The organism is Flavobacterium ginsengiterrae (genome assembly GCF_039539785.1).
GTDB classification, from domain to species: Bacteria; Bacteroidota; Bacteroidia; order Flavobacteriales; family Flavobacteriaceae; genus Flavobacterium; species Flavobacterium ginsengiterrae.
In genome coordinates this window covers 825,249-850,467 of record NZ_BAABDU010000004.1, presented here as the reverse complement: position 1 = coordinate 850,467, position 25,219 = coordinate 825,249, and the positions used below count along the sequence as shown (strand labels likewise).

Here is a 25,219-nt window from a genome sequence, read left to right as displayed (position 1 = left end):
AATGATTATCTTCTTTTATCTTTAATCTTAGCTTTTTTACCAGTAAGTTCTCTGAAGTAGAAAATTCTAGCTCTACGTACAGCACCTTTCTTATTGATTTCAATTTTTTGTAAAGCTGGTAAGTTTACTGGGAAGATACGCTCAACTCCAATAGCTCCAGACATTTTACGAATAGTAAAAGTTTCTGTAGTTCCAGAACCTCTTCTTTGAATTACAACTCCTTTAAAAAACTGAGTTCTAGTTTTTTCACCCTCTTTAATTTCGTAGAATACTGTGATAGTATCTCCAGCTCCAAATTCAGGGAAATCTTTTTTAGCAACGAATTCGTTTTGAACGAACTTTAATAAATCTGCCATGATAATTTTATAATTATTAAGTTTATTTAAAACAACATTCACGTATTTCGCCAGAGGTTGGTCTAATTCGGGTGCAAATGTAGAAAATAATTATAAATTATGAATTATAAATTGAAAAATATTTTAAGATACTGATAAAACGTGTTTTAGTATCGTTTTTTGGTTTTTTTCAGCCTCAGTTTACAATCTCAGATTTCAGTTAAAACGGGTTGAAAACAGTAAGTGCGGCTAAAGGCGTAATTCTTTTCTGAAACAAAATCTTATATTCGTAGTAACAGACTGCAATTATAGGGTAAAATTATATGGAAAGGAATTATTTAAAAGAATATATTGAGTTTTCTAACGAATTTAGAAAATCCGGCGGTTCAAAAGAAAGTGTTGGAAAACTTTATGACTTGCTTAATGAGTTAGAAAGTCTAAATCGAACAAAAGAAAATAATCAGGTGCTTTCGAACGTGTATATTCTTCTAGGGTTTCACGAGTCGGCGTATGATATTTTTAAAGAGACAGCTGATGTAAATAATCAAAAAGATGTTTCTAAATTATATGTAATGGAGCAAAAGGCAAAAACTCATGGAAACAACTTTATTATTAAGGATATCAGAAAACTGCAGGAAAAGAAAAAACAGGCAAAATTAATTGTATCTGATTTTGTTGTTTCTGAAAATGATTTATATAAGTTTGGAATTCCTCAAAAAGAAATTGTCATATTCAATAAAGCAGTAAAAGATAAAATTGAAGTCTATTTTCCAGATTCAGAAACTGAGAAATATATTGATATTATTTCTGAATATTTATCATGGCTTGCAGATTGTAAAAACGATTTAATCGAATTTTATAATCAAAACAATGAATTTACAGATGAAAAGGCAGATAATGACTGGTATGATACTTTAGATATTTACCGAGTGGTTATAACAATTACGACTTTGGAAGATATAGAAGCTTTTATTGCGGCGGGAGATAGTTTTTCTCAGGATCACATTCTGGATTTCGAAATAACAAATAAAACGATTATTTCAATGAATTATGACGGGTGATTTTTTAGTCTCAGTATTCAGTCTCAGCTTTCAGTTATTAAGTTCTGAAAACTGAGACTGTAAACTGAAAACTATTTCTCGTCCAGCAAATCCGGACGTCTGTTTTTAGTATGTTCGTATGCTGCATCTTCACGCCACTTTTCGATTCTAGCTGCGTGTCCGCTTGTTAAAACTTCTGGAACTTTCCATCCTTTGTAATCGGCAGGTCTTGTATATATAGGTCCAGAAAGTAAATTATCCTGAAAGCTGTCTGTTAATGCCGAAGTTTCGTCACTTAAAACACCCGGAATTAAACGAATTAAAGCATCAGACAGAACTAAAGCTCCTAATTCACCGCCAGATAAAACATAATCGCCAATAGAAATTTCTTTAGTAATAAAATGATCTCTAACGCGCTGATCGACACCTTTATAATGACCGCACAAAATAATGATGTTTTCATACATCGACATTTTATTGGCCATTTTTTGGTTTAACGTTTCACCATCGGGAGACATGTAAATTATTTCATCGTATTCGCGCTGGCTTTTTAAATGCGTTATACAGTCATCAATAGGCTGAACCATCATTACCATTCCGGCGCCTCCGCCAAACTGATAATCATCGACGCTTTTTTGTTTGTTGGTTGTATAATCGCGTAAATTATGAAAATGTACTTCTACTAAACCTTTGTCGATAGCACGTTTCATAATCGAAGCCTCAAACGGACTTTTTAATAATTCCGGCAAAATCGTTATAATGTCAATTCGCATTTTTTTCTGTAATTATTCTAGAATGCAAAGATACAAGTTAATAATTGGCATTCTAAAAAAAATCAAAACGCGAAAAATTCGAAATTAAAACAATAAATTAAAACGATTAATAAGAATAATTGTGTATTGTTCAATGTGTTTGTTTTCAGTGTGTTAAATGATAATTATATAACATTGGAATTAAATTATGTAAATAAATATTTACTATTTTTAAATATCATTACATTATCTAATTACTAACGATTAGAAATTAAGTCAATCCAAAAAACTAATTCTATGAAAAAGATACTACTTATTACCGCTATATTTATTCTTCATGTTTCATGCTCAGGTTCAAAAAATACTATGGAAGTAGCAGCAGGAGAAACAAAATCAAAACTAATTACCACATGGGGCGCTCCAGTAAGAACATTGCCAGATAATCAAGATGGTGAAATTTTGGTTTATGCTGATCAGGTTTTTGTAAATTTAGACCACTCTGATGGACCAAAAATAGCAGGTCAAAATTATTGGAACTACAATTATATATATGTAAATAAAGACGGTAAAGTAACTTCTACACGAAAAGAAAAACAAAATTATCCTCCTCAGGCAGTTGATTCTCAAAAAATCGCAGGGATGAATTTGTTAACCGCAAAATAGATAAAGTCCTTCATGGGACTTTTTTATTAAAAAATTTGAAGTTGATTGTAAGGAAAAGTTTATTTTTAAGGAATTATTTAATACCTTTTGAAATCTGAATATGCCTTCAAAAACAACCAAAATTTTAGCCATAACAGGCAGTACAAGAAAAAATTCCAGCAATTATAAAATTCTAAAATATATTTCAAATCATATTAAAACTGATTTTGAAGTAGAAATATTTGAAGAACTGGATACGATTCCGCATTTTAATCCAGATTTAGATACCGAAAATCCGCCACAGGAAATTACGATTTTAAGAAATAAAATAAACAGTGCCGATGGTGTAATAATATGCACACCGGAATATGTATTCAGCTTACCGGGAAGTTTAAAAAATGCTTTAGAATGGTTTGTTTCTACGACTATTTTTTTGGATAAAAAAACAGGATTAATAACCGCTTCGGCATCTGGAGAAATGGGGCATGAACAGCTTTTATTGATCATGAAAACCCTGGAAGCTGATTTTGATGATACCACACAATTACTGATTCAGGGAATTCGGGGAAAAGTAGATGCTGACGGAAAAATTACAAACAAAGAAACAGAAGAAGCACTTCAAAACTTCATACATAATTTTGAGAATAAATTTTTATTAGATTAGTATTCTGAAATTTATGATGTCAATATGATCACAAGACGAAATTTTTTAATCAATACAAGTCTGGCAGCAACGGCTGTTTTGGCTTTACCATCATTAGCATTTTCTATGGATAAAAAAGAAATTGGTTTGCAGTTATATACTTTAAGAGAAGAACTTCCCAAAAATGTAAAACAGACTTTAGAAAAAGTTGCTGCTTCGGGATATACTGCGGTTGAAACGTATGGTTTTTCAATAAAAGATCAGTTTTGGGGATTGTCGCCAAAAGATTTAAAAAAGATTCTTGATGATAATAATTTAAAAGCGGTAAGCGGACATTATAATCTGGGAAGTTATTTATATGATGGAAATACATCAGAACTTATTGCGGCAATTGAAGCTGCAAAGATTCTTAAAAGCGAATTCCTGACCGTTCCATGGATCGATGAACCTTTTAGAAAAAATATTGATGATTATAAAAAGATTGCCCTACGTTTAAATCAGGCTGCTAAAATGTGTGCCGATGCAGGTTTAAAATTAGCCTATCATAATCATGATTTTGAATTTCAAAAATATAATGGCATCACGGGTTATGAAATTCTATTAAAAGAAACCGATAAAAATCTGGTGTATTTTGAATTAGATTTATATTGGGTTGTGCGTTCAGGAAACGATCCGTTACAATTATTTAAAGAGAATTCAGGACGTTTTAAAATGTGGCATGTTAAAGATATGGATAAAAAAAACCAGGCATTAAATACCGAAGTTGGATCTGGATTAATCGATTTTAAGCCCTTTTTTAAAGAAGCGAAACAATCCGGAATGGTTCATTTTTTTGTAGAACAGGAAAATAATTTTGCTAGAGATTCTTTTCAGTCAATAAAAACAAGCTGCGATTTTATTTCAAAAGAATTGCTGTAAAATCAAATCATCAAAAAGTTTTATTTTTGTAAAAATCAATTTTGAAAGTTATGCAGAATATTGGAACAAGCAAAGAATTTATAAAAGGCGACGAAATAGAGTGGGAAGTTGTAGGAGAAGGTATTAAACGCAAAATCCTGGCTTTTGATGAAAGAGTAATGCTTGTAAATGTACATTTTGAAAAAGGAGGAATCGGCGTTTTGCACGATCATTATCATTCACAGGTTACTTATGTAGCAAGCGGTAAATTTGATGTTACAATCAGCGGTGTAACCCAAACTCTAAAAGAAGGAGACAGTTTTTACATTCCGCCTCATGCAGTTCATGGTGTTGTCTGTTTAGAAACCGGAATGCTTACAGATGTTTTCAGCCCGGCAAGAGAAGATTTTCTCTAATATTTTAAGCAGTTTTGAATAAAGAAAAACTGCTTAAAATTTTTTTAACTTACAATGTACTTCCTCCGTCGACTATAATTTTTTCATTTCTTAAAACTATAGATTTTTCAGAAACTAAAAACTCTAAAATGGGAGCAATATCATCAGGTTTTACAATTCGGCCAAGAGGTGAAGTACTAGAAAAATGATGTAATAAATCTTTTATTGCTTCGTCTGTCATCCCGGATTTCTGCTGAATTGGACTTTCTGTAACTCCGGGGCTTATTATGTTTATTCTAATTCCTTTTGAAGCCAATTCAAGATTCAACACTTTACAAATGCTTTCTAATGCTGCTTTACTGGCAGTATAAATACTTGTATTTAAAAAAGCTTTGTCAACAACAATCGATGTGTTTAAGACAATACTAGCTGGATTGTTAAGTATAGGAATAAACTTCTGGATTGTAAAAAAGGATCCTTTAAAGTTAGTATTTAATGTTTCATCAAATAATTCTTCAGTAGTATTTTCGAAACTTACAGATTTAAAAATACCTGCATTTATAAACACACCATCAATTTTTCCAAACTTCTCTTTAATTGAATTTACGAATTCATCTATTGCTGCTAAATCTGAAATATCGCATAAATATCCTGCAACTTTATTGTCTAATTTTTCAATCGCATTTTTTAAATTTTTTTCTGATTTTCCCGTAATAATTACTTCATAACCATTTTTTAAAAGATACGATGCACAAGCAAAACCAATTCCAGTTGTTCCGCCTGTAATAATAATTTTTTTCTTCATATTGTTTATTTTCTTACAAAATTAATTTATAACTATATTTGTCACAAGTACTTACTAAAAAGTGAGACACTTACCTTTTGGAAATAATTGCTGAAAATCAATTGATTGTAATATGAATAAAATTGAAAAAAAATATGATAACGCTAACGAATGCCCTATAACAACATTCATGGATAAAATTGGCGGTAAATGGAAACCTGTAATTGTGTGGTTGTTATTGAAAAATGGAACAATGCGCTTTAATGAATTAGATAAAGGAATTGCAGGAATAACCCAAAAAATGCTGTCTCAACAATTAAAAAGTTTGGAAGATGAAAATATTCTAAAAAGGGTAACATACCCAGTTGTACCTCCAAAAGTAGAATATAGTCTTACAGAAAAAGGCAAATCGTTGTCTGAAGTTTTAGAACAAATAATGCAATGGAGTATCAATAATTTATAACCTGCTTACTTCTAAAAATAAATACTATTTTATTAAGTTTAGATTGAATATAGATCGGTATTTTTGCAGCATGAATTTATCCAAAACAAATGTACTTTTTATGGCAGTTTGCACTGGACTTATAGTTGCAAATCTTTACTACTGCCAGCCTTTGATTGTCTTAATCGCAAACGAATTTAAAATTCCCGAAGCCAGCGCCGGAACAATAACATACCTTACTCAGGCAGGTTACGCAATTGGTTTGTTTTTTATGGTTCCGTTAGGAGATAAAATAGAACGAAAAAGGCAGATTTTAATGACCACTTTTGCCACCGTAATTGCATTATTAATTGCAGCCACGGCAAAAAGCTTTCTGGTTTTACAAATCGCATCTTTATTAATCGGAATCACATCTATTGTGCCTCAGCTTATTCTGCCGTTAGCGGCTTCGTTAAGTGCGCCGGAACAACGCGGAAAAGTTGTTGGAACGATTATGAGCGGACTTTTGGTTGGAATATTATTATCCAGAACCTTAAGCGGATTTATTGGTCAGGTTTTAGGCTGGAGATCGATGTTTTTTATCGCAGCCGGAATTTGTCTTTTAATCTTTTTTGTTATCCAAAGTAAATTTCCTGTCAATAAACCACAGTTTCAAGGAACTTACGGACAGTTGATTAAGTCTTTATTTACACTGATTAAAACGCAGCCAGTTTTGCGTGAAGCTACGGCAATCAATGTTTTCAGTTTTGCTCAGTTTGGAGCTTTTTGGACTACAATGGTTTTACTGCTTTCAGGAGAACCATTCCATTTTAACAGCGCGACGATTGGATTATTTGGAATTGTGGGAGCTTCAGGAGCTTTAGCAGCGCCTCTGGTTGGGAAAATTGGAGATAAAGGAAATTCTAGAATTGCAGTGGGCTATGGCTGTTTATTAATATTGATAAGCTTTTTAATTTTTTATTTTTCAATAGAAAGTGTAATTGGTGTAGCTATAGGAATTGTATTTATTGATATAGGAATTCAGGGTGTTCATATCTCAAATCAAACAAGAGTTTATTCTCTTTTGCCGGAAGCCAGAAACAGATTAAATACAGTATTTATGTCTTTTAGCTTTTTGGGAACAGCAGCTGGATCGGCATACGGATTATTGTTGTGGAAACTAGGCGGATGGCAGGCTGTAACTATTGGCTGTATGGTTTTGTCACTGCTTTCTTTAACCGTTTACGGACTTACTTACAAATCACCCCGACGCATCGGGACTAAAAAACAGAAAGCGCAAATTGATTAAGAAATTAATTTGTAAATTTGCGTTCAATTAAAAAATAACAACAATGGAAAACGGAATATACGCTAAATTCAATACTAGTAAAGGTGCGATTTTAGTAAAACTTACACATGATTTAACGCCTGGAACTGTAGGGAACTTTGTTGCTCTTGCAGAAGGAAATATGGAAAATAAAATAAAACCTCAAGGACAAAAATTCTATGATGGTTTAAATTTCCACAGAGTTATTGCTGATTTCATGATTCAGGGTGGATGTCCTAAAGGAACAGGAACTGGAGATCCTGGATATAAATTTGATGACGAATTTGTACCAAGTTTAAAACACGATCGTCCTGGAGTTTTATCTATGGCAAATTCTGGGCCTGGAACAAACGGTTCCCAGTTTTTTATTACTCACGTTCCAACTCCTTGGTTAGACGGAAAACACACTGTTTTTGGGCACGTTGTTGAAGGACAGGAAATTGTTGATGCTGTTGCTCAAGGTGATGCTTTAGAATCTGTAGAAATCATCAGAGTTGGTGAAGAAGCTCAAAAATGGAATGCTATTGAATCTTTTATTGGTTTAAAAGGTGCTCGTATGAAAAGAGAAGCTGCTTTAAAAGCTGAATCTGAAGCAAAAATGGAACAACTAGCAGCTGGTTTCGACAGAACGGAAAGCGGTTTACGTTACAAAATGATCCAAAAAGGTGAAGGTAAAAGAGCTGAAGCTGGAAAAACAGTTTCTGTACACTACGAAGGATCTTTAGAAAACGGAAAAGTTTTTGATTCATCTTACCCACGTAAAAAACCAATCGAATTTAAATTAGGAATTGGTCAGGTTATCGAAGGATGGGACGAAGGTATTGCTTTATTGCAAGTTGGAGACAAAGCTCGTTTTGTAATTCCTTCTGATTTAGCTTATGGTCCATCTGGAGCTGGAGGAGTTATTCCTCCACACGCAACTTTGATTTTTGACGTTGAATTAATGGACGTAAAATAAGAATATAGAAGCAATTTAAAGTTGTTTTAAATAAGAATCCCATTCGGCTGCCGAATGGGATTTTTTTTATATTTACTTGAAAAACTAATAAAAAAACAAAGATGAAATTAAGAATATTAAGTATCGCATTTGCAGCTGTACTTTTAGCGGCCTGCGGTTCGACAAAATCAACGGCTGTGGCTTCTGCACCGGCAGCTGTAGAAACTGCACCGGCTGTAGAATTAACACCAGAACTGGCTGAGGGTAAAAATCTATACGAGAATAGTTGTGCTAAATGTCATAAACTATATGAACCAACAAAATTCAGCAAAGAAGAATGGCAGCCAATTTTAGTTCGTATGCAGAAGAAAGCAAAGCTGGATGATGTAAAAATGGCTTCGATAACCAATTATATACATTCGCAGTTATAATTTGTATTTCAAAAAAAAACCTGTTCAAAAACTGAACAGGTTTTTTATTTTCAATTCAAATAGATATAAAAAAAACACCTTCACAAAATGAGGTGTTTAGATAGTTAAGAATGATGTACAGCCGAATTATCTACTGCTATAATTTTTAAAGTTTTGATACCCGCCGGCAGTTCCCAGTCTACTTCATCGTTTTCTTTAAAACCAATTATGGCAACGCTTAAGGGCGCCAGAATCGAGATTTTGCTTTGCTTTACATCTGCAGCCGAAGGTAAAACAATTTGAATTTTCATTTGTTTGTTTGCCTTTACGTCTTCAATAGTAACGAAAGAGTTAATACGTATTACTGAGTTATCTAAATCGCTTTCTTTACTTATTACAGCGCGGTCTAATTCCTGCGAAAGCTGATTGGCTTCTTTTGTATTGGTTGAATTTTTACTTTTTAAAATCAATTCTCTCAGGAACTGATAATCTGTTTTTGAGAATGTGGGTGTTGGTTTCATATCTATATTGAATTTATTGTTGTAAAATTTTGAATGATTTTTCTTCTTTTATGTTTTTTAAAACGAGCTTTTTCTCCCAGCCTGTTAGAAATAGGACTGCAGATGAAAATATGTATTAGGAAAAACAAAAAATATTTGCCCAAAATTGATTTTTGTCAAATACGTAAATGTTTAAACTGATGTAAATCCTCCGCCTGAAAGAAGAAAAGTGAAATAGACGGAGGCCTAATTAATAAAGGCCTTACTATGTGGAATAAATACAGCAGAAAGCGGCCTTCTTGTAAAAGAAAACAGCAAAGCAGAAACTGTAAATATTGTTATAGTGCTCACAATGAGTAATGTTGATTTGTTTTGCAAAGATAGTAAACTTTTTTAAATGCTTACAAATCTTTATTTCCATTTGATATTACAGCCAATACTAGGCTTTTGGATTTCGTTTAAAGTACGATTATAAATTAAAGCATCAATAGCGTTTCTTAAATCGGTACCGCTTAATGGAATTCCGTTTCCGGGTCTGGAATCGTCCAGTTGACCTCTGTAAAATAATCGATCCTGATTATCAAATAAATAAAAATCAGGAGTGCAGGCAGCATCATAAGCTTTGGCAATTTCCTGTGTTTCATCAAATAAATACGGAAAATCGATTTTATACTGTAAGGAAAAATCGGTCATTAATTCTGGAGAATCTTCCGGATATTTTACAATATCATTGCTCGAAATTGCCACAATCCCTAATCCCTGAACACGATAATCGTTTGCAATCATCACGATTTCGTTAATAACATGAAGCACAAAAGGGCAGTGGTTGCACATAAAAATAACCAATGTTCCCTTTGATCCTTTTAAATCGTCAAACGAATAGGTATTGTTTGAATTTGTATCTTTTAGATAAAATTCAGGAGCAATTGTTCCCAGCGGAACCATATTTGAAGGAGTTCTTGCCATTTTTACAGAAATTAATTTTCAAAAATAACTTTAAAATTCTGTAAATAAAAGATCACAAGAAAAATTGTTTTTTAAAACGCAGATTTCACGGATAAGAATTAATTCTAAAAATCAGTAAAATCTGCGGAACAATATGTTTTATGAATTTAAAAATTCAAGTAAGTCTTTGTTTAATCTGTCTTTTTCAGTGTAAAACAGACCGTGAGGTGCGCCTTCATAAACTATAAAAGTGTTGTTTTTAACAGCTTTAGCAGTTTTTTCTGAGCTCACTTCAATAGGTACATTTTTATCATCATCTCCATGAATGATTAAAGTAGGAACATTAATAGTGTGAAGTTCATCTCTAAAATCAGTCGTATTTAATGATTCTGCGCATTGCAATGTTGCTCTTGGCGATGCCACAGAACATAGATTTCTGTAATATTCTAATAATGGTGTACTTAGAGGTTTGTTGATTATATTGACACCAAAAAATATTTTACCAAAGTTATCCAAAAAACCAATTCGGTCCTCATTTATTGAAGCTGCTGTTGCTTCACTTTTTTCTTTTGGACGTCCTTCCGGATTATCTTCGGTTTTTAATAAAAATGGAATTATAGATGAAATTAAAGCTGCTTTTGTAACTCCTTTTCCCTGATGTCTGCTAAAATAACGAACCACTTCGCCGCCACCCATTGAAAATCCTACCAGAGTTACATTTTCTAACTCTAACTGTTCAATAATTTCGCTTAAATCATCAGTTAAGGTATCGTAGTCATATCCGTCCCAAGGCTGAGATGATTTTCCAAAACCACGGCGGTCGTACGCAATTACCCTGTAATTATTTTTAACTAAAAATTCAATTTGATACTCCCACATTTCATTAGAAAGAGGCCATCCGTGAATTAAAATAACAGGTTTTCCTTTTCCGTAATCCTTTACATATAGTTTTACATTTTTTGCTGTTTCGATGTATTTATCGGTGTTTAACTGATGAATATCAAAATCCAGATCTTTTAGAGTTGGATTTGTATTGATTATACTATTTTCCATTTTTATATTTTTTACTAATTAGTTACTAAACCTGTATCATAAAATTAAATGATGTTAGAAAAAACAGGTTATAGAATTAGAGTCATTCATTACAAAATTTATAGGTTTGTAATAAACAATTTTAAAAATGGATTTAACCTGGAATGAATTTGAAAGAACCGATATGCGTGTGGGAACAATTGTTGAAGTAAATGATTTTCCTGAAGCCAGAAAACCTGCATATCAATTAACAATAGATTTTGGTGCTGAAATTGGCATTCGAAAATCATCAGCACAAATTACAAAGCGTTATAAAAAAGAAGATTTAATAAGCCGTCAGATTGTAGCGGTTGTAAATTTTCCTAAAAAACAAATTGGAAAATTTATGAGTGAATGTCTTGTTCTTGGCGCTGTAGGTGAGGAGGGAGATGTAATTTTACTGGCTCCCGATTTTAAAATTGAAAATGGACTTAGGATAGGGTAGGATTTAGTGTTCAGTTTTTTAGTGTTCAGAATAACTGACTACTAAAAAACTGATTACTGACCACTTCTACTGAATCTTATTAATCAATTTTTGTAAAATTAACTGGCCTTCTTCCCAATATTTTAAATCAGAATCAGAATTGATGTGTCCTTGTTTGCCAACGTTTACAAAATCGCTTCCCCATTTTTCGGCAAAAAGCTGTTTTCTTTCAAATAAAGCATAAGGATCATTTTCGCTGGCAACAACTATTGACGGAAAAGGTAATTTATAAAGCGGCATTGGTGCAAAATTTCTAATAATATCCGGAGTATGGTCCGGCGAATCTACATCGGCGGGAGCAACCAGCAGAGCGCCGATAATATTTTTATTTGAATTCGTTTCTGCCCAATGTAAAACCAAAGAAACTGCAAGACTATGCGCTACTAAAATAGTGGGATTTTCAAGTTTTGCGACTTCTTCATTTAAGCGTGCAATCCAATCTTCGCGTACAGGTTCGTCCCAGTTGTCCTGAACGACACGAATTGAATTTTTAAACTTTTCATGCCAAAAGGTCTGCCAGTGTTTTTCACCGGAATTTCCTAATCCCGGTAAAATTAATAGTTGTGTCTCCATTGCCGTGGATATTTTGTTTATTTTTTAGGTTGTTTTTCTTTTAAAATTCGGTTGACTTCATTTACTAGTAAAGGAAAAGCAGGTTCAGTCATTCCGTGATTATAGCCGTCTAATTCATAAAGTTTTGTCTGTGTATGTCCAACGAGTTTCATCATTCTGGCCAAATAAGCATTTTCTTCATATCGACCCAGCATTTCGAATTCACGGTCTCCGGTAATTAATAAAAGAGGCGGTGCGTCGGCACGAACATGATATAAAGGAGCAAAAGAATCGATTGTTGGCTGTTTTTCAGGAATTCCGTTTTCTCGTCTAATTTCAAAATGGGTGATGCATTGGGCGCTGAACGGAATAAGTCCGGCGATTCTATTGGCATCAATTCCTTCTTTTTGGAGCCATTTTTTATCTAAACCAATCATAGCGCCTAAATAACCACCGGCAGAATGCCCTGATACAAAAATAGAAGACGGGTCGCCGCCGTAATTACTTATATTATTAAAAGCCCAGCTTACTGCTGCTGCTGCGTCTTCAATTGCTTTTGCTGCTTTTGCTTTTGGCGATAATCTGTAGTTTACTCCAATTATGGCAAAACCTTTATTTTTTAAAGCTTCCGGAATTTCTTTATTTCCACCGGTTAAGCCACCGCCATGAAACCAAACGATTGTTGCAAAACCTTTTGTATTCTTTGGGTAGTAAATATCAAGAACGCATCTTTCGTTAATATAACTGTCAGACTTATTAACTGCTGCAGCGTAATACTGAATGTTTGATTTTGTTTCGTAATCAGGTTTTTGGGCAGATAGTGTAATTGCAAAAAATAAGAAGCTGAGTATAAAGAGTAATTTTTTCATTTTAAAATAATTTAATGTAGCAAAAGTCTAAGATCCGAAATTTAAATGATCTTCGACTAAAATTATAGAATTTAAAGATAAAAAAAAGTCCAAAATGGGTTACATATTGGACTTGTATATTTTAGATGTATTGAGATTAAATATCGTCAAAATCTATATCAGTAAAGCTTGATCTGTGCGTTTCTGCTTTATCAGAGCTGTATTCTTTTTTAAAATCTTTTTGGTGTCTTTCAGAAATTACTTCTTCGCCTTTGTGGTTCAAAACGTATGAAGTCATTTCTTCTAATATTTCGGCAAAAGCACTAAAATCTTCTTTGTATAAATAAATTTTGTGTTTTTTAAAATGAAAAGAACCATCTTCTTCAGTAAACTTTTTGCTTTCGGTAATGGTAATGTAATAGTCATCAGCTTTAGTAGCTCTCACATCAAAGAAATAAGTTCTTCTTCCTGCTCGTAATACTTTAGAAAAAATCTCTTCTTTTTCTAACATGTCATTTTCTCTCATAATACGTTCTATCATTTTTGGAATTAATAGTACTCAAAAATCATAAAAAATTATCTATTACGCAACATTTAAAGTAATTCTTTTTCCGAAAGTTGTTTTAAATATAACGACGCATAATAGCCTTCCTGATTTATTAATTGATTATGAGAACCTTGTTGAATAATCTTACCATCTTCAAGAATGATAATTTTGTCGGCATTTTTAGCCGAAGAAACTCGATGACTGACAATTATTGTAGTTTTATCTTTACAAAACTCGAATAAATTGTTTAGGATAGTTTCTTCGGTTTCAGTATCAACTGCAGACAAACAATCGTCAAAAAGTAAAATGGCCGGATTTTTAATAATAGCTCTTGCAATCGATACACGCTGTTTTTGTCCTCCTGAAAGCGTTATGCCTCGTTCTCCTAAAATTGTATCGTACTGTTTGTTAAAAGCTATAATATTGTCGTGAACAACAGCATTTTTAGCGGCTTCAATTACCTGCTCGTCTGTAGCATTTTGGTTGCCGAATTTGATGTTGTTTTTAATCGTATCAGAAAATAAAAAAGCGTCCTGAGGAACAATTCCAATACTGTTTCTTAAATCGAATAAGTTTAAACTGCTGATTTCGTTTTTATCAATCGTAATTTTTCCTTCGGTAACATCATACAAACGAGAAATGAGTGATAAAATAGTCGATTTTCCAGACCCGGTTTTTCCCAAAATAGCCAGAGTTTCTCCTTTTTTTACTGTAAAAGAAACATTTTTTAAGGCTTCGATATTTGTATCATTATAAGTATAACTAACGTTTTCAAAAGCAATTTCTCCTTGAATATCTGATGAGCCGGAATTGTTGTTTTTAATTTCGGTTTCAATTTTTAAAAACTCATTTAATCGTTTTTGAGAAGCTTCGGCTTCCTGAACCATAGATGAAACCCATCCAAGAGAAGCAACCGGCCAGGTAAGCATATTAACGTATAAAATAAATTCGGCAATCGTTCCAATATTCTTAATAGAACCGTTTATGTACATCATGCCTCCAAAATAAATTACAACTAAATTACTAATTCCGATAAGAGCAATCATTAAAGGGCCAAACAGGGATTGAACTTTGGCAAGATCTAAACTTTTGCGTTTGCTTTCTTCAGAAAGATCAACCATATTATTTTGATGTTGATTTTCTAAAGAATATGCTTTTATTACTCTGATACCCGAAAATATTTCCTGCGTAAAACTGGAAACTTTTGAAAGATACTGCTGAAAAGTTGTGCTTCGTTTATTGATTTCTGAACTTAGTTTAAAAATACAGTACGATAAAATAGGCAGCGGCAGAATAGTATATAAGGTAAGCAAAGGCGAAACATTATACATATATAGTATAACGATCGCAAAACGTATTACTGTATTTATGGTGTACATTACTGCAGGACCTACATACATGCGGACTTTTGAAACGTCTTCGCTGATTCGGTTCATTAAATCTCCGGTGCGGTTTTGTTTGTAGAAATTTTGCGAAAGCGTTTCGTATTGTTTAAAAACTTCATTTTTTAAATCAAACTCAATATGGCGTGACATTACGATTAATGTCTGTCTCATTAAAAAGGTCAGGAAACCTCCAATAATTGCACTGCCAATGATTAAGAGGATGTTATGAATTAAATCCTGCCCGTAAAAGTTTACTATGATAGAAGATTTTTGATCGGCTTTTGATAATTTTAGAAATTTCTCTATTACATCAAAAGAATGGCTTACCAGTTTTGGAGTAAATAAAAAGAAAATTTGTGCGATTATGGTGATTAAAATACCGAAGGAAAAACTGTATTTATATTTGATGAAATATTTGTTTAAATAGCTTAATTCTTTCATTTTTTTAAGAAATTCGATATTGAATTGATTTAAATTTATGAATTATTATTAATTAAAATTATAATAAATTGCAATTTAATCAAAACAATTATATTGTAAAATTGTTATTTTAAAGATAAAAAATTAGCACATGTGTATTTTTTGTTTATGTTTGGATTGTCTTTTTGACGAATTCATAATTTCTAAACAAATTAAACTTAACACTATGAATGCAGCTTTCGCAACTGGAAAGGAACTTCAAAAAATGGATCCCGTTTTTGGTCAGTTATCTTTTGATGATCACGAACAAATTGTATTTTGCAATGACAAAGATACAGGTTTAAAAGCAATTATTGGTATTCATAATTCGGTTATGGGACCAGCCTTAGGGGGCACAAGAATGTGGAATTATAATACTGAATGGGAAGCGTTGAACGATGTACTGCGTCTTTCCAGAGGTATGACTTATAAATCAGCTATTACCGGTTTAAATATTGGCGGTGGAAAAGCGGTAATTATTGGAGATGCAAAAACACAAAAAACGCCTGAATTAATGCGTAAGTTTGGTGAATTTGTTCACTCTTTAAGCGGAAGATATATTACAGCAGAAGATGTTGGAATGGAAACTAAAGACATGGACACTGTAAGAGATGTTACGCCTTATGTTACAGGAATCTCTGAAGAAAGAGGAGGTTCTGGAAACCCTTCACCTGTTACAGCTTACGGAGTTTATTTAGGAATGAAAGCGGCTGCTAAAAGTCAGTTTGGTTCTGATGTTTTAGAAGGTAAAAAAGTTTTGGTTCAGGGAATTGGACACGTGGGTGAAACTTTAGTTGATTACTTAACTAAAGAAGGAGCAATCGTTACGATTACTGATATTAATGAAGAAAAATTATATCAGGCGGCTTCAAAATACAATGCGACAATTTACACAGGTGAAGATTTATATACTGCCGATGTGGATATTTATGCGCCATGTGCAATGGGAGCAACAATCAACGATAATACAATCGAAAAAATAAAAGCTAAAGTTATTGCCGGAGCAGCAAATAACCAATTGGCAGATGAAAATGTTCACGGTGCAAGATTACAGGAAAGAGGTATTTTATATGCTCCTGATTTCTTAATCAATGCCGGAGGAATTATCAATGTTTATGCTGAATTAGCGCATTATGGTAAAGACGAAATCATGGCAAAAACCGAAAATATCTATAATACAACTTTAGAAATTATCGATTTTGCTGCAAAAAACGGAATTACTACACACAAAGCAGCACTTACAATTGCTCAAAACCGTATCGATCAAAGAAAAATCGAAAACGCGGCTAAGTAATTAGTATTTTTGTGTTCACTTTTTTAGTGTTCAGGTATAATCTCAGTTTTCAGTTAATCTGAAAACTGAGATTTTTTTATGTTTGAACTCAACTGATTATTAAATACTGAATACTGAACACTGAAACAAAGACTTTTTTACGAAATAATTTTAAAATACGTATAAAAGTTATACTTTTGCAGACTAATTTTTAAATGTTCTTACGAGGTGGTAAATAGAAGACACATACGCATTAAAGTAATGCAGTCCATTTATGCAATGCATCAAAGCGGTTCTGATAATATGGAAAAAGAAGAAAAATTTCTTTTCTATAGTATTGATAATATTCAGGATTTATATCTTACAATGCTTTCTTCATTGATTGAAATTTGCAAAAAAGAATCTGTATTCTTGCATCTTTCAAGTAAAAAACATCTTGCAACTCCTGCAGAACGTAATCCGAACGAAAAGTTCATCAAGAACAAAGTCTTTCAGCTTCTTGCCGAAAGTAATTCCCTTAGTATTGCTTTAGAAAATCGTAAGATCAATAACTGGTCTTTAAATGACGATTATATTATTTTGCTTTTAAATGATATTAAAGCGAGCGATATCTACAAAAAATACATGTCGAACAACGTAAATACGTTTGAAGAAGATAAACAGTTTATTGCTGATTTGTTTCAGGAAGTTATTGTACCAAACGAAAAATTATATGAGTATTTAGAGGATGATAAATTAACATGGGTTGATGATATTCCGGTTGTAAATACACATATCATTAAGCAATTAAAAGCAATTAAGAGCGATAATCCAGACGAATTTAGAGTTCCTAAATTGTATAAAGATGTAGAAGATAAGGATTTTGCAAAAGATTTATTTAGAAAAACGATTTTAAATGAAACGGCTTTAGCAAAAGAATACGACGATAAAACGCCAAACTGGGACAGCGAAAGAATTGCGGAAATTGATACAATTATCCTGAAAATGGCAATTTGCGAATTCCTGAAATTTCCTTCAATTCCGGTAAAAGTAACTCTTAACGAATATTTAGAAATTGCAAAAGAGTATTCTACACCTAAAAGTAGTATTTTTATCAACGGAATTTTAGATAATCTTGTAAAAGAGCTTGAAGCCAGCAAAAAAATGGTGAAAGCCGGAAGAGGATTAATGTAATTAAAGCTAAAATTCCAATTAGTAAATTCGAAATTCCAAAAAAGAAATTAATATAAATCAAAAACAGAATTTAATTATGGGACAATTATCTCAATTTGCACCTTTTCTTTTAATGTTTGTGGTAATCTATTTTTTCATGATCAGACCACAGCAAAAAAGAGCTAAAAACGAAAAAGAATTTGAAAGCAGCCTAAAAGTAGGTGATAAAATAGTTACAAAAAGTGGATTTCACGGTAAAATTGCTGAATTAGCAGAAACTACTGTTGTTATTGAAACTATGTCAGGAAAATTAAAATTAGAGCGTTCTGCAATTTCTTTAGAATTAAGCGCTGCTTTGAATAAAAAAGCTTAAGCTTTTTTTAAATTCCAATAAAACAAAAAAATCCCAAATTCCAATTTTGATGTGGAATTTGGGATTTTTTTGTTTAAATAATCGCATTGTATGTCTTTGCGAGGAACGAAGCAATCTCATTCTGGATGTTTTTGACGAACTTGATCAGTGTGGTTGTTTCGTTCCTCGCAATGACAATACTTTGTGTAGAAAAAAACCTTTGTCAAAGTTTTAAACTTTGACAAAGGTTTTTATAGAAAATCGTTAATCTTTGCGTTAGACGTACTGCGGTGCGTCTCTACGACCTAACTTTGCGGACATTGCCTCCTCAAAAAAACTTTGCGATCTCTGCGTTAAAAATTCTTCAACAGCTTGCATAATGGCAGCAGTATTGGAATTTGGAATTTTAAAAATATGGAATTTGATTTATCGATATTTATCATTCAATCCCACATTCCCTAAAATCATCGGAATGACTTTTTCAATTCTCGAAAGTTTAGTTTTTTCCTGTTTGGCACTTTCAATATATTCTAAAAACTCATATTGTTTATAAGGAGAGAATTTTTGAAAAGCTTCTTTTAATGCCGGGTTTTGAATCATTTCTTTTTCTAGAAGTTCAGAAACTATCGCTTCCTTTTTTGCTGGTTTAATGACTTTTCCCTGTTTTTCATTTTCGATAGCTTCTAAGATATATTCTAAAATAAGCTTTTCGTCTATTTCTTCTTTCGATTTAAAACGCCATTGACGAAGTGATTTTGTAACTTCTTCCTGTGCATTTACTAATTTCTTTTTCTCATCTTTCAGGAAAACGCCGTTGAAAAACCAAATGGCAAAATAATCTTTAAAACCTCCTAAACCTATTACGTTTTTCTTTTCATAGACATAAACCGGACCGCCCCATTTTTGGGTTTCAACCAGTTCAGTTTTATCTATGATAGCTTTTAGGAGAAGTAATTCTTCTTCCCATTGGCTGCCGTATTTCCAGATTCCTTTATTTTCGGAGGTTTCCAAATTATCTTTTTCTTTTAGGTTTTTCTTGTACGTCAAAAATTCCCGGAACAGCAGTTAATTCTGCAATTTTTACAATAACATCAGTTGCTTTCTGGATACTTTCTGCGGGAACATATTCGTATTTTCCGTGGAAATTATGTCCTCCGGCAAAAATATTTGGACAAGGCAATCCCATAAACGATAATTGAGAACCGTCTGTACCGCCGCGAATAGGTTTTATGATAGGTTTAATATTCAGTTCGCGCATTGCTTTTTCGGCAATATCTACAATATGTTTTACAGGAAGCACCTTTTCTTTCATATTGTAATATTGGTCTTTTACTTGAGCCGTTACAATGTCTTCGCCAAATTTCTTTGCAAATTTCTTATTGAATTGTTTGGCTATTTTATGAATAAGTTCTTTTCTTTTTTCAAACTTTTTCTTGTTATGATCGCGGATAATCAGTTCCAAAACAGTTTCTTCGATATTTCCTTTAATATGGTGAACATGAAAAAAACCTTCGTAACCTTTTGTTTCCTGAGGTGTTTCTCCTTTTGGAAGTTCGTTTATAAATTCGTTTGCTAAAAGCATAGAATTAATCATTTTTCCTTTGGCATAACCAGGGTGAACGCTTTTTCCTTTAAAGGTGATTTTAGCTCCTGCAGCATTAAAATTTTCATATTCTAATTCGCCAATCTGGCTTCCGTCCATTGTATAAGCCCATTGAGCGCCAAATTTTTCAACATCAAAATGATGCGCGCCGCGTCCGATTTCTTCATCAGGAGTAAAACCAATTCTGATTTTTCCGTGTTTAATTTCCGGATGCTGAATTAAATATTCCATTGCCGAAACAATTTCGGTAATTCCGGCTTTATCATCGGCACCTAAAAGAGTTGTTCCGTCGGTTGTAATAATAGTCTGTCCTTTATATTGTAATAAATCCTTGAAGTAATCAGGAGATAAAATGATGTTTTTTTCGGCATTTAAAACAATGTCTTTTCCATCATAATTTTCAACGATTTGAGGTTTTACATTCGCTCCGCTAAAATCTGGCGAAGTATCAAAATGAGAAACAAAACCAATTGTTGGTACTTCGTGATCGACATTACTTGGGAGAGTTGCCATGATGTAAGCTTTGTCATCTATTGTCACATCTGATAAGCCTATTGTTTTAAGTTCTTCGACTAATTTATTGGCAAGATTCCATTGTTTTTCTGTACTTGGTGTGGTTTGTGAATTTGGATCTGATTCTGTATCAATTGTTACATAACTGATAAAACGATCTATGATATGTTGCATTTCTTTTTATTTTTAGCAAATATAGACATTTTTCCTGCTGAATAATTTAGCTTTTCTATAGAATTAGAATAGCTGTTTTTGCTGTCAACCGTTTTCTGCTATACAAATATTAGAAGGTTGTAAATGTTTTTTGTTGGTTATCTTCTTCATCCTCATAATAAGTTTTCATGATTGGATGTGCTGCATTGTCTTCTTCACCGGGATATTTTAATCCAAAACTTGACCAGCCGGAATTCCAGATTAATATCATCTCCTGTAAGTAAGGAATTTGTTTATTTTCGTTAAATGCACAATCATTTTTAAGAATTAATGATGCTTCTTCTTTTAATTCTGGATAATAATCTTTGTCTTCTTCGTTATAAACTAAAACTTGTATATTTAAATGATCTTTAAGTTCTCTTAAAAGATAAGTTCTTAAATCCCATCCGTATACAATAGTATCTGATCCGCAAATTGAAAGTACAGGTCTGTATTCGAGGTTTGTGTCACTAACCAAATATCTATGATATATTAAGGGGATTAAAGATGGTGTTTTATTGTACCAATCCCTAAAGATGTTTTCTATTTCTTCTGTAGAATTTGGTCTTTTACCCCAAGATTTTAGCCAGACTTTATTTCTGCCTAAAACATCTTCAAGTATTGTTTTATAGGGCCATTTAAATCTTTCGTTTATCTCTTTTTCGTCTTCCAGCCAATTATAGAAAAAAGGAACCTCTTCGGTTTTTATTTCTGGATCTTCATCAGGGGTATCTGTATACTCAATTACTTCTTTTCGGTCAATTGTGTGTAGTGTTTTTAAAAACTCTTTATGTTCTGGTGTGAAATTTATATTGTATTTTTTTTCTACATTTTGAATTTGTTCTTCTGTAAGCCCAATCCATTTCGCATTGTAAGCCCAATCTTCACAGACAAAATCATTGTCTGAAGTTTCTGGGTCAATGCTCCAGAATAATTCTGTTTGTTCTTTTACCCAATATAAAAAATCGGTTAAATTTTCAGGTATCATTTATTGATATTTTTTTTAGTAAAATTAGTAAATTTTTCCTACTTTTTAATTTGATCTTTATACCTGAATTTAAAAAACAGGAAGCTACTTTGTGTATAGTTTCCTGTTTTTTTTAGAAATTAAATGTTTTTTTGTTGATATAATGTTCTGATTTTGTGGTTAAATGCGTTTTTAATGTTTTGAATCTGCTATATACTTTTAACACATCTAAAACCAAGATGATTGGCGGCAGATCTGATTTCGCCTTTTCCTCTTGTTCCAACCATATATCTGGTGCAGTATTGGTCTGTACATAGAAAAGATCCTCCACGGTGCACTCGTTTTATTTGAGTTGGATCTTTTGGATCATTATAAGCATTAGGCCCTTGCGGGTTTTTGGCAACATTTCCACTTTCTTTTAATGATTTATAATAATCTACGCTATACCAATCACTTGTCCATTCCCAAACATTTCCGGCAACATCATACAAACCATAAGCATTTGGTGAATATTGAGCAACGGGAGCAATGCCTTTGTAACCGTCTTCGCCAGTGTCTCCGTCTTTAATAGGGAAGTGCCCCTGATAAATATTAGCCTGAAATTTTCCGTTAGGTTTTAAAACATTTCCCCAGGCATAAATTTCTCCTGTTTTTCCTCCTCTTGCGGCAAATTCCCATTCAGCTTCGGTAGGAAGTCTTTTTCCTGCCCATTTTGCATAAGCTTCGGCATCTTCATAAGTAATATGTACAACAGGATATTTTTCTTTTCCTTTTATAGAACTTTGCGGTCCCAGCGGATGTTTCCAGTCTGCACCGCCTACATAAGACCACCATTGTAAAAAATTATTAAGGTTTACTGCGGTTGGAGTAGGCGTAAATATTACAGAGCCTGTAATTAAATCCTCTTCAGCAGCTGTTGGAAATTCTTCTTTTGTTGGTTTTTGTTCAGCAACGGTAATGTAGCCGGTTGCTTTTACAAATTTTTCAAACTCTTCGTTGGTTACTTCGGTTTTATCCATGTAATATCCATCAACATACACGCGATGAATAGGAGCGGCATCTTTTGTTACGCCAGACAAGCTGCATAAACTTTCGTCTTCTACATTACTTCCCATAGAAAATTCACCTCCGGGAATCCAAACCATATCCTTTGGAGCTTTACCGGCTGGTTTTTTCTTATTTTCTACAGTAGGCAAAAATGCTGATGCTTCACCTGTTTTGGGAACATCGTGACATTCAGCGATTGTTTTTTGTTCTTTATTTGTAAATCGAAATCGAGTATAACTGTAAGCGATTGAAATAATGGATAATGTTAGTAAGGCAAAAATCCAAAAGGTTTTATTTTTCATGGTTATGGTTTTTAACGGCTAATGGTTGTCAATATAAGGGTTAAAAGTATGAAAATTAGTTTTAATACTATAGTAATTTTATAGATTTAATAAAATTAACTATCTTTCTCAACCAGAACAACTTCGTATTTGTTTTTTCCATCTACTTGAATAGGCTGATAATAGGTTTCGCCAAATTTTACATATTTCACATTGCCTATAGTTACTTCTTCACCGCCTTCGGGTAAATTGTCAACAATAGTTCCAGCTGTAGGCGGAACAACTTTGTATGAACTTCCATCTTTTTCATAGTACGTTCCTCCGTAGTAATAATTGTTTACAGTGCCCGTATTTACAGTCTGTGCACCGCTTGGAATATTATTCACCGTGCCGCCTACTGGTGCCGGCACCGCTGTATAACCGCCATTTGAAGGTGCATACCAAACGCCTTGATCGTAATGATACTGAGTACTTTCTACACTAACCACAATTGCTGTAACCGCCAGAGTGGCCACAAAAAATCCCCACGGATGCCATACAGGTCCGTAATAAAATGGAGTATAAGGATGAAAAAAATAAGGATTGTAAGCATGGTATCTATAACCTCCATAAACATAAGGCGGGCGTGCGTATACAACTGTATTTCTTCTTACCACCGTATTGCGATTATTGTTAATGGTAATATCACGGCTTCTGTCAACATTTCTGGTATTGCCGCTGATATTGGTATTTCGGTTTCCGGAATTTATGGTGTTGTTAGAATTTCGTGTTCCGCTATTAGTTCTATTATTAATTCTTGTGTTTGAAGTATTTGCAGGTCTTGTAATCTTTGTTCCGGATCCGTTAGATCCTGGTCTGGTTGTCGCAGGTCTCGTTGCCGGGCGAGTTTGATTAGAAGGTCTGTTTACGGCAGGTCTTTGTGTGCCACCGCTTGGTCTGTGAACACCGCCTCCGCCGCCGCCCACACGGCGTTGTGCTAAGCTGTCAATTGAAATCAAAAAAAACGATCCGACTAAACATACTAGGGCAGCTTTTCTTATTGTTTTGTTTATGTTTTTCATTTTCAGTGTTTTAAGTTGTAATAAAGTTATTAAAAAAAAGAACTTGTATGTAAAAATGAAGTATGTATTTCTGGTTCAGGCGTTTTTATAGCGAAATGTCCCACTGAATTCTAAAGCGCCATCCTTGTTCGAGAGGAAGTGTTTTGTCTTCAAAACTAAAATAACTTACTTCTGAAGTTAATTTGTTTTTATGACCTTTAAAGAACCAGTTAAAAGCCAGAGTAGATTCGTCCTGCCTGTTTTGCCGTATAGAATTATCCGGTCTGTAAGCGGCATGTCTTCCTGCCATTTCAAGATGTTTAGGCCACCAGTCAAAAATGTTATGAAAAAAATACCCAGCCTGAACATAATATCCTTTTAATGTAGTGGTTTGATCATTGTTGAGTTTATCGATAATTTGTTTTGTATGCCATTCGCTCTGCCATGAAAATCCTTTGAACATAAAGGCGGTTTCAAAATTCCATTGATTTACACGGTATTGCCCTGGAGCTCCATTTTCAAAACCATCTAAAGAACCGCCTCCTGCCTGCGAAAACCGAGTGTAAGGGCTTCGGTTTGTGATAGCCGAAAAGGCAATAATGGGAGTTGGTTTTTCGTGAAATTCTAAATCACAGCCTTCAAAATCAAGAAATCTGCCCAAAAAATTCCATTGTGCCCTTCCAAAATACATTAAATTTCCATCGTCGTTGGCGGTGCTGCCACGTCCGGTTCCGGTTAAAGCGGCAAACCAGTAATTAAAATCAGCAATGCCGTTTCCTTTTAAATGCCCGTAAACTTCGACTCCCAGCTGTCGGTCAACGGTAAATGGGCGGTTAATTAAAGACCGCTCCACCATTTGCTGTTCGCCGCTGCTAATGTAACGTTCGCGCGTAAATTCGGTTTTCCATTGACCGACTTTAAAACTCAACCATTCCCATTTTTCAATCATAATTCTAAAATCCAGTAAATTAGATTGGCTTAATTCGTATTCCCAATAATATTTCAACCAAGGTTCAAAGGCATGACCGCCAATTTTTAATCTTGCTCTGTTTATTTTAAAAGTTGTCTGCGCATCCTGACTGTAATCATCATACGTTAAAGGATCTGCATCGTAAGGCGTCGAAAACCGAAACTGCAGACGGCTTTGCAGCTGAAACAAAAACTTATTATCTCTTGTTCGCAGTTCTATTCCTTTTTCTCCATAACGGACATTCATAATTTTTGAGGTATCTTTTTCCTGCTGCGCTAATCCTATAAAACCAATTAGAAGCAATATTACAGTCAGAAGATTTTTTGAAGTATAAATGTATTTATCTGTCTTGTACATATCCGCCGGTTTGTATGAAATTATTTAATGCGAAATAGGATTGGAAACTGAACACTTCAAAATTAGTTTATATGCATTCTAATGAGGTGTTTATAAGG

Annotated in this window: 29 protein-coding genes; 13 read left to right on the top strand and 16 right to left on the bottom strand. The window is 33.4% G+C overall.

Annotated elements, in window-relative coordinates:
* Positions 1-5 precede the first annotated feature (5 nt).
* The gene (gene rplS / locus ABD859_RS14240; RefSeq protein ID WP_345145283.1) at positions 6-356 is read right to left on the bottom strand and encodes a 50S ribosomal protein L19; all 351 of its coding nucleotides are present in this window, start codon (positions 354-356) and stop codon (positions 6-8) included.
* 302 nt (positions 357-658) lie between these two features.
* On the opposite strand from rplS, the gene ABD859_RS14235 reads away from it, so the two are divergent.
* Positions 659-1,396 carry a hypothetical protein gene (locus tag ABD859_RS14235; RefSeq protein ID WP_345145282.1) on the top strand — a complete coding sequence of 246 codons (738 nt, stop codon included), beginning with the start codon at positions 659-661 and terminating at the stop codon, positions 1,394-1,396.
* 71 nt (positions 1,397-1,467) lie between these two features.
* Here the strand turns inward: ABD859_RS14235 and trmD are convergent, their stop codons facing one another.
* A complete protein-coding gene (trmD, locus tag ABD859_RS14230) occupies positions 1,468-2,148 on the bottom strand; it encodes a tRNA (guanosine(37)-N1)-methyltransferase TrmD (RefSeq protein ID WP_345145281.1) in 681 nt (226 codons plus the stop codon).
* 276 nt (positions 2,149-2,424) lie between these two features.
* Here trmD and ABD859_RS14225 point away from each other — a divergent pair, with 276 nt between their 5' ends.
* The 4 genes from ABD859_RS14225 (at position 2,425) to ABD859_RS14210 (ending at position 4,725) form a co-directional block, all read left to right on the top strand.
* On the top strand, positions 2,425-2,790 hold the full coding sequence (locus ABD859_RS14225) for a hypothetical protein (protein WP_345145280.1): 366 nt from the start codon (positions 2,425-2,427) through the stop codon (positions 2,788-2,790).
* 100 nt (positions 2,791-2,890) lie between these two features.
* Entirely contained in the window at positions 2,891-3,433 is a 543-nt protein-coding gene (locus tag ABD859_RS14220) for an NADPH-dependent FMN reductase (RefSeq protein WP_345145279.1), read from the top strand.
* 24 nt (positions 3,434-3,457) lie between these two features.
* Positions 3,458-4,330 (top strand): sugar phosphate isomerase/epimerase family protein, encoded by an 873-nt coding sequence (locus ABD859_RS14215; protein ID WP_345145278.1) that lies wholly within the window; start codon positions 3,458-3,460, stop codon positions 4,328-4,330.
* A gap of 50 nt (positions 4,331-4,380) precedes the next feature.
* Complete coding sequence (locus tag ABD859_RS14210; RefSeq protein ID WP_345145277.1) at positions 4,381-4,725, top strand: cupin domain-containing protein; 345 nt, start codon at positions 4,381-4,383, stop codon at positions 4,723-4,725.
* Between the two features lie 49 nt (positions 4,726-4,774).
* Here the strand turns inward: ABD859_RS14210 and ABD859_RS14205 are convergent, their stop codons facing one another.
* Positions 4,775-5,509 carry an SDR family oxidoreductase gene (locus tag ABD859_RS14205; RefSeq protein ID WP_345145276.1) on the bottom strand — a complete coding sequence of 245 codons (735 nt, stop codon included), beginning with the start codon at positions 5,507-5,509 and terminating at the stop codon, positions 4,775-4,777.
* Positions 5,510-5,621: 112 nt separating this feature from the next.
* Here ABD859_RS14205 and ABD859_RS14200 point away from each other — a divergent pair, with 112 nt between their 5' ends.
* The 4 genes from ABD859_RS14200 (at position 5,622) to ABD859_RS14185 (ending at position 8,604) form a co-directional block, all read left to right on the top strand.
* Positions 5,622-5,951: a winged helix-turn-helix transcriptional regulator gene (locus ABD859_RS14200; protein ID WP_345145275.1), complete on the top strand. Its 330-nt coding sequence runs from the start codon at positions 5,622-5,624 to the stop codon at positions 5,949-5,951.
* A gap of 100 nt (positions 5,952-6,051) precedes the next feature.
* The gene (locus tag ABD859_RS14195; protein WP_345145274.1) at positions 6,052-7,218 is read left to right on the top strand and encodes an MFS transporter; all 1,167 of its coding nucleotides are present in this window, start codon (positions 6,052-6,054) and stop codon (positions 7,216-7,218) included.
* 43 nt (positions 7,219-7,261) lie between these two features.
* On the top strand, positions 7,262-8,194 hold the full coding sequence (locus tag ABD859_RS14190; protein WP_345145273.1) for a peptidylprolyl isomerase: 933 nt from the start codon (positions 7,262-7,264) through the stop codon (positions 8,192-8,194).
* A gap of 101 nt (positions 8,195-8,295) precedes the next feature.
* The gene (locus ABD859_RS14185) at positions 8,296-8,604 is read left to right on the top strand and encodes a cytochrome c (protein WP_345145272.1); all 309 of its coding nucleotides are present in this window, start codon (positions 8,296-8,298) and stop codon (positions 8,602-8,604) included.
* A 104-nt stretch (positions 8,605-8,708) separates the two neighbouring features.
* Here ABD859_RS14185 and ABD859_RS14180 read toward each other — a convergent pair whose 3' ends face one another.
* The 3 genes from ABD859_RS14180 to ABD859_RS14170 all read right to left on the bottom strand — a co-directional run bounded on the left by ABD859_RS14180 (position 8,709) and on the right by ABD859_RS14170 (position 11,081).
* Positions 8,709-9,104: a GreA/GreB family elongation factor gene (locus tag ABD859_RS14180; protein WP_345145271.1), complete on the bottom strand. Its 396-nt coding sequence runs from the start codon at positions 9,102-9,104 to the stop codon at positions 8,709-8,711.
* Between the two features lie 390 nt (positions 9,105-9,494).
* Positions 9,495-10,049: a thioredoxin family protein gene (locus ABD859_RS14175; RefSeq protein ID WP_345145270.1), complete on the bottom strand. Its 555-nt coding sequence runs from the start codon at positions 10,047-10,049 to the stop codon at positions 9,495-9,497.
* A 138-nt stretch (positions 10,050-10,187) separates the two neighbouring features.
* A complete protein-coding gene (locus tag ABD859_RS14170; RefSeq protein WP_345145269.1) occupies positions 10,188-11,081 on the bottom strand; it encodes an alpha/beta fold hydrolase in 894 nt (297 codons plus the stop codon).
* Positions 11,082-11,208: 127 nt separating this feature from the next.
* Between ABD859_RS14170 and ABD859_RS14165 the strand changes: the two genes are divergently transcribed.
* Positions 11,209-11,544 carry a tRNA-binding protein gene (locus ABD859_RS14165; protein WP_345145268.1) on the top strand — a complete coding sequence of 112 codons (336 nt, stop codon included), beginning with the start codon at positions 11,209-11,211 and terminating at the stop codon, positions 11,542-11,544.
* A gap of 66 nt (positions 11,545-11,610) precedes the next feature.
* Here ABD859_RS14165 and ABD859_RS14160 read toward each other — a convergent pair whose 3' ends face one another.
* The 4 genes from ABD859_RS14160 to ABD859_RS14145 all read right to left on the bottom strand — a co-directional run bounded on the left by ABD859_RS14160 (position 11,611) and on the right by ABD859_RS14145 (position 15,356).
* Positions 11,611-12,156, bottom strand: coding sequence for an RBBP9/YdeN family alpha/beta hydrolase (locus ABD859_RS14160; RefSeq protein WP_345145267.1), 546 nt, complete (start codon positions 12,154-12,156; stop codon positions 11,611-11,613).
* A gap of 17 nt (positions 12,157-12,173) precedes the next feature.
* Positions 12,174-13,004 (bottom strand): alpha/beta hydrolase, encoded by an 831-nt coding sequence (locus ABD859_RS14155; RefSeq protein ID WP_345145266.1) that lies wholly within the window; start codon positions 13,002-13,004, stop codon positions 12,174-12,176.
* 136 nt (positions 13,005-13,140) lie between these two features.
* A complete protein-coding gene (locus ABD859_RS14150) occupies positions 13,141-13,509 on the bottom strand; it encodes a PUR family DNA/RNA-binding protein (protein WP_044047683.1) in 369 nt (122 codons plus the stop codon).
* Positions 13,510-13,577: 68 nt separating this feature from the next.
* Positions 13,578-15,356 carry an ABC transporter ATP-binding protein gene (locus tag ABD859_RS14145; protein WP_345145265.1) on the bottom strand — a complete coding sequence of 593 codons (1,779 nt, stop codon included), beginning with the start codon at positions 15,354-15,356 and terminating at the stop codon, positions 13,578-13,580.
* 205 nt (positions 15,357-15,561) lie between these two features.
* On the opposite strand from ABD859_RS14145, the gene ABD859_RS14140 reads away from it, so the two are divergent.
* The 3 genes from ABD859_RS14140 (at position 15,562) to yajC (ending at position 18,172) form a co-directional block, all read left to right on the top strand.
* A complete protein-coding gene (locus tag ABD859_RS14140; RefSeq protein ID WP_345145264.1) occupies positions 15,562-16,668 on the top strand; it encodes a Glu/Leu/Phe/Val family dehydrogenase in 1,107 nt (368 codons plus the stop codon).
* A 240-nt stretch (positions 16,669-16,908) separates the two neighbouring features.
* Positions 16,909-17,820, top strand: a complete 912-nt coding sequence (gene nusB, locus ABD859_RS14135) for a transcription antitermination factor NusB (RefSeq protein ID WP_345145263.1) — start codon at positions 16,909-16,911, stop codon at positions 17,818-17,820.
* 76 nt (positions 17,821-17,896) lie between these two features.
* Positions 17,897-18,172, top strand: a complete 276-nt coding sequence (yajC, locus tag ABD859_RS14130) for a preprotein translocase subunit YajC (RefSeq protein ID WP_012024270.1) — start codon at positions 17,897-17,899, stop codon at positions 18,170-18,172.
* 405 nt (positions 18,173-18,577) lie between these two features.
* On the opposite strand, the gene ABD859_RS14125 is transcribed toward yajC, so the two are convergent.
* From ABD859_RS14125 to ABD859_RS14100, 6 genes are all read right to left on the bottom strand, one after another.
* Positions 18,578-19,162 (bottom strand): YdeI/OmpD-associated family protein, encoded by a 585-nt coding sequence (locus tag ABD859_RS14125; RefSeq protein WP_345145262.1) that lies wholly within the window; start codon positions 19,160-19,162, stop codon positions 18,578-18,580.
* 1 nt (position 19,163) lies between these two features.
* Positions 19,164-20,441 (bottom strand): peptidase T, encoded by a 1,278-nt coding sequence (gene pepT, locus ABD859_RS14120; protein ID WP_345145261.1) that lies wholly within the window; start codon positions 20,439-20,441, stop codon positions 19,164-19,166.
* A 109-nt stretch (positions 20,442-20,550) separates the two neighbouring features.
* Positions 20,551-21,447: a hypothetical protein gene (locus ABD859_RS14115; protein WP_345145260.1), complete on the bottom strand. Its 897-nt coding sequence runs from the start codon at positions 21,445-21,447 to the stop codon at positions 20,551-20,553.
* Between the two features lie 188 nt (positions 21,448-21,635).
* Complete coding sequence (locus tag ABD859_RS14110) at positions 21,636-22,775, bottom strand: formylglycine-generating enzyme family protein (RefSeq protein ID WP_345145259.1); 1,140 nt, start codon at positions 22,773-22,775, stop codon at positions 21,636-21,638.
* A gap of 95 nt (positions 22,776-22,870) precedes the next feature.
* Positions 22,871-23,815: a DUF6515 family protein gene (locus ABD859_RS14105; protein WP_345145258.1), complete on the bottom strand. Its 945-nt coding sequence runs from the start codon at positions 23,813-23,815 to the stop codon at positions 22,871-22,873.
* Positions 23,816-23,900: 85 nt separating this feature from the next.
* Entirely contained in the window at positions 23,901-25,121 is a 1,221-nt protein-coding gene (locus tag ABD859_RS14100) for an OprO/OprP family phosphate-selective porin (RefSeq protein WP_345145257.1), read from the bottom strand.
* Between the last annotated feature and the right edge of the window lie 98 nt (positions 25,122-25,219).

Bases quoted from the DNA above. Each gene is read 5' to 3' on its own strand.
- ABD859_RS14160 (WP_345145267.1), bottom strand. From the start codon at position 12,156: ATGGAGACACAACTATTAATTTTACCGGGATTAGGAAATTCCGGTGAA.
- ABD859_RS14205 (WP_345145276.1), bottom strand. From the start codon at position 5,509: ATGAAGAAAAAAATTATTATTACAGGCGGAACAACTGGAATTGGTTTT.
- ABD859_RS14115 (WP_345145260.1), bottom strand. From the start codon at position 21,447: ATGATACCTGAAAATTTAACCGATTTTTTATATTGGGTAAAAGAACAA.
- ABD859_RS14110 (WP_345145259.1), bottom strand. From the start codon at position 22,775: ATGAAAAATAAAACCTTTTGGATTTTTGCCTTACTAACATTATCCATT.
- ABD859_RS14170 (WP_345145269.1), bottom strand. From the start codon at position 11,081: ATGGAAAATAGTATAATCAATACAAATCCAACTCTAAAAGATCTGGAT.
- ABD859_RS14140 (WP_345145264.1), top strand. From the start codon at position 15,562: ATGAATGCAGCTTTCGCAACTGGAAAGGAACTTCAAAAAATGGATCCC.
- ABD859_RS14215 (WP_345145278.1), top strand. From the start codon at position 3,458: ATGATCACAAGACGAAATTTTTTAATCAATACAAGTCTGGCAGCAACG.
- ABD859_RS14175 (WP_345145270.1), bottom strand. From the start codon at position 10,049: ATGGCAAGAACTCCTTCAAATATGGTTCCGCTGGGAACAATTGCTCCT.
- yajC (WP_012024270.1), top strand. From the start codon at position 17,897: ATGGGACAATTATCTCAATTTGCACCTTTTCTTTTAATGTTTGTGGTA.
- ABD859_RS14145 (WP_345145265.1), bottom strand. From the start codon at position 15,356: ATGAAAGAATTAAGCTATTTAAACAAATATTTCATCAAATATAAATAC.
- ABD859_RS14210 (WP_345145277.1), top strand. From the start codon at position 4,381: ATGCAGAATATTGGAACAAGCAAAGAATTTATAAAAGGCGACGAAATA.
- ABD859_RS14200 (WP_345145275.1), top strand. From the start codon at position 5,622: ATGAATAAAATTGAAAAAAAATATGATAACGCTAACGAATGCCCTATA.
- ABD859_RS14100 (WP_345145257.1), bottom strand. From the start codon at position 25,121: ATGTACAAGACAGATAAATACATTTATACTTCAAAAAATCTTCTGACT.
- ABD859_RS14165 (WP_345145268.1), top strand. From the start codon at position 11,209: ATGGATTTAACCTGGAATGAATTTGAAAGAACCGATATGCGTGTGGGA.
- ABD859_RS14180 (WP_345145271.1), bottom strand. From the start codon at position 9,104: ATGAAACCAACACCCACATTCTCAAAAACAGATTATCAGTTCCTGAGA.
- ABD859_RS14150 (WP_044047683.1), bottom strand. From the start codon at position 13,509: ATGAGAGAAAATGACATGTTAGAAAAAGAAGAGATTTTTTCTAAAGTA.
- ABD859_RS14235 (WP_345145282.1), top strand. From the start codon at position 659: ATGGAAAGGAATTATTTAAAAGAATATATTGAGTTTTCTAACGAATTT.
- pepT (WP_345145261.1), bottom strand. From the start codon at position 20,441: ATGCAACATATCATAGATCGTTTTATCAGTTATGTAACAATTGATACA.
- ABD859_RS14220 (WP_345145279.1), top strand. From the start codon at position 2,891: ATGCCTTCAAAAACAACCAAAATTTTAGCCATAACAGGCAGTACAAGA.
- ABD859_RS14190 (WP_345145273.1), top strand. From the start codon at position 7,262: ATGGAAAACGGAATATACGCTAAATTCAATACTAGTAAAGGTGCGATT.
- ABD859_RS14225 (WP_345145280.1), top strand. From the start codon at position 2,425: ATGAAAAAGATACTACTTATTACCGCTATATTTATTCTTCATGTTTCA.
- ABD859_RS14155 (WP_345145266.1), bottom strand. From the start codon at position 13,004: ATGAAAAAATTACTCTTTATACTCAGCTTCTTATTTTTTGCAATTACA.
- rplS (WP_345145283.1), bottom strand. From the start codon at position 356: ATGGCAGATTTATTAAAGTTCGTTCAAAACGAATTCGTTGCTAAAAAA.
- ABD859_RS14195 (WP_345145274.1), top strand. From the start codon at position 6,052: ATGGCAGTTTGCACTGGACTTATAGTTGCAAATCTTTACTACTGCCAG.
- ABD859_RS14185 (WP_345145272.1), top strand. From the start codon at position 8,296: ATGAAATTAAGAATATTAAGTATCGCATTTGCAGCTGTACTTTTAGCG.
- ABD859_RS14105 (WP_345145258.1), bottom strand. From the start codon at position 23,815: ATGAAAAACATAAACAAAACAATAAGAAAAGCTGCCCTAGTATGTTTA.
- nusB (WP_345145263.1), top strand. From the start codon at position 16,909: ATGCAGTCCATTTATGCAATGCATCAAAGCGGTTCTGATAATATGGAA.
- trmD (WP_345145281.1), bottom strand. From the start codon at position 2,148: ATGCGAATTGACATTATAACGATTTTGCCGGAATTATTAAAAAGTCCG.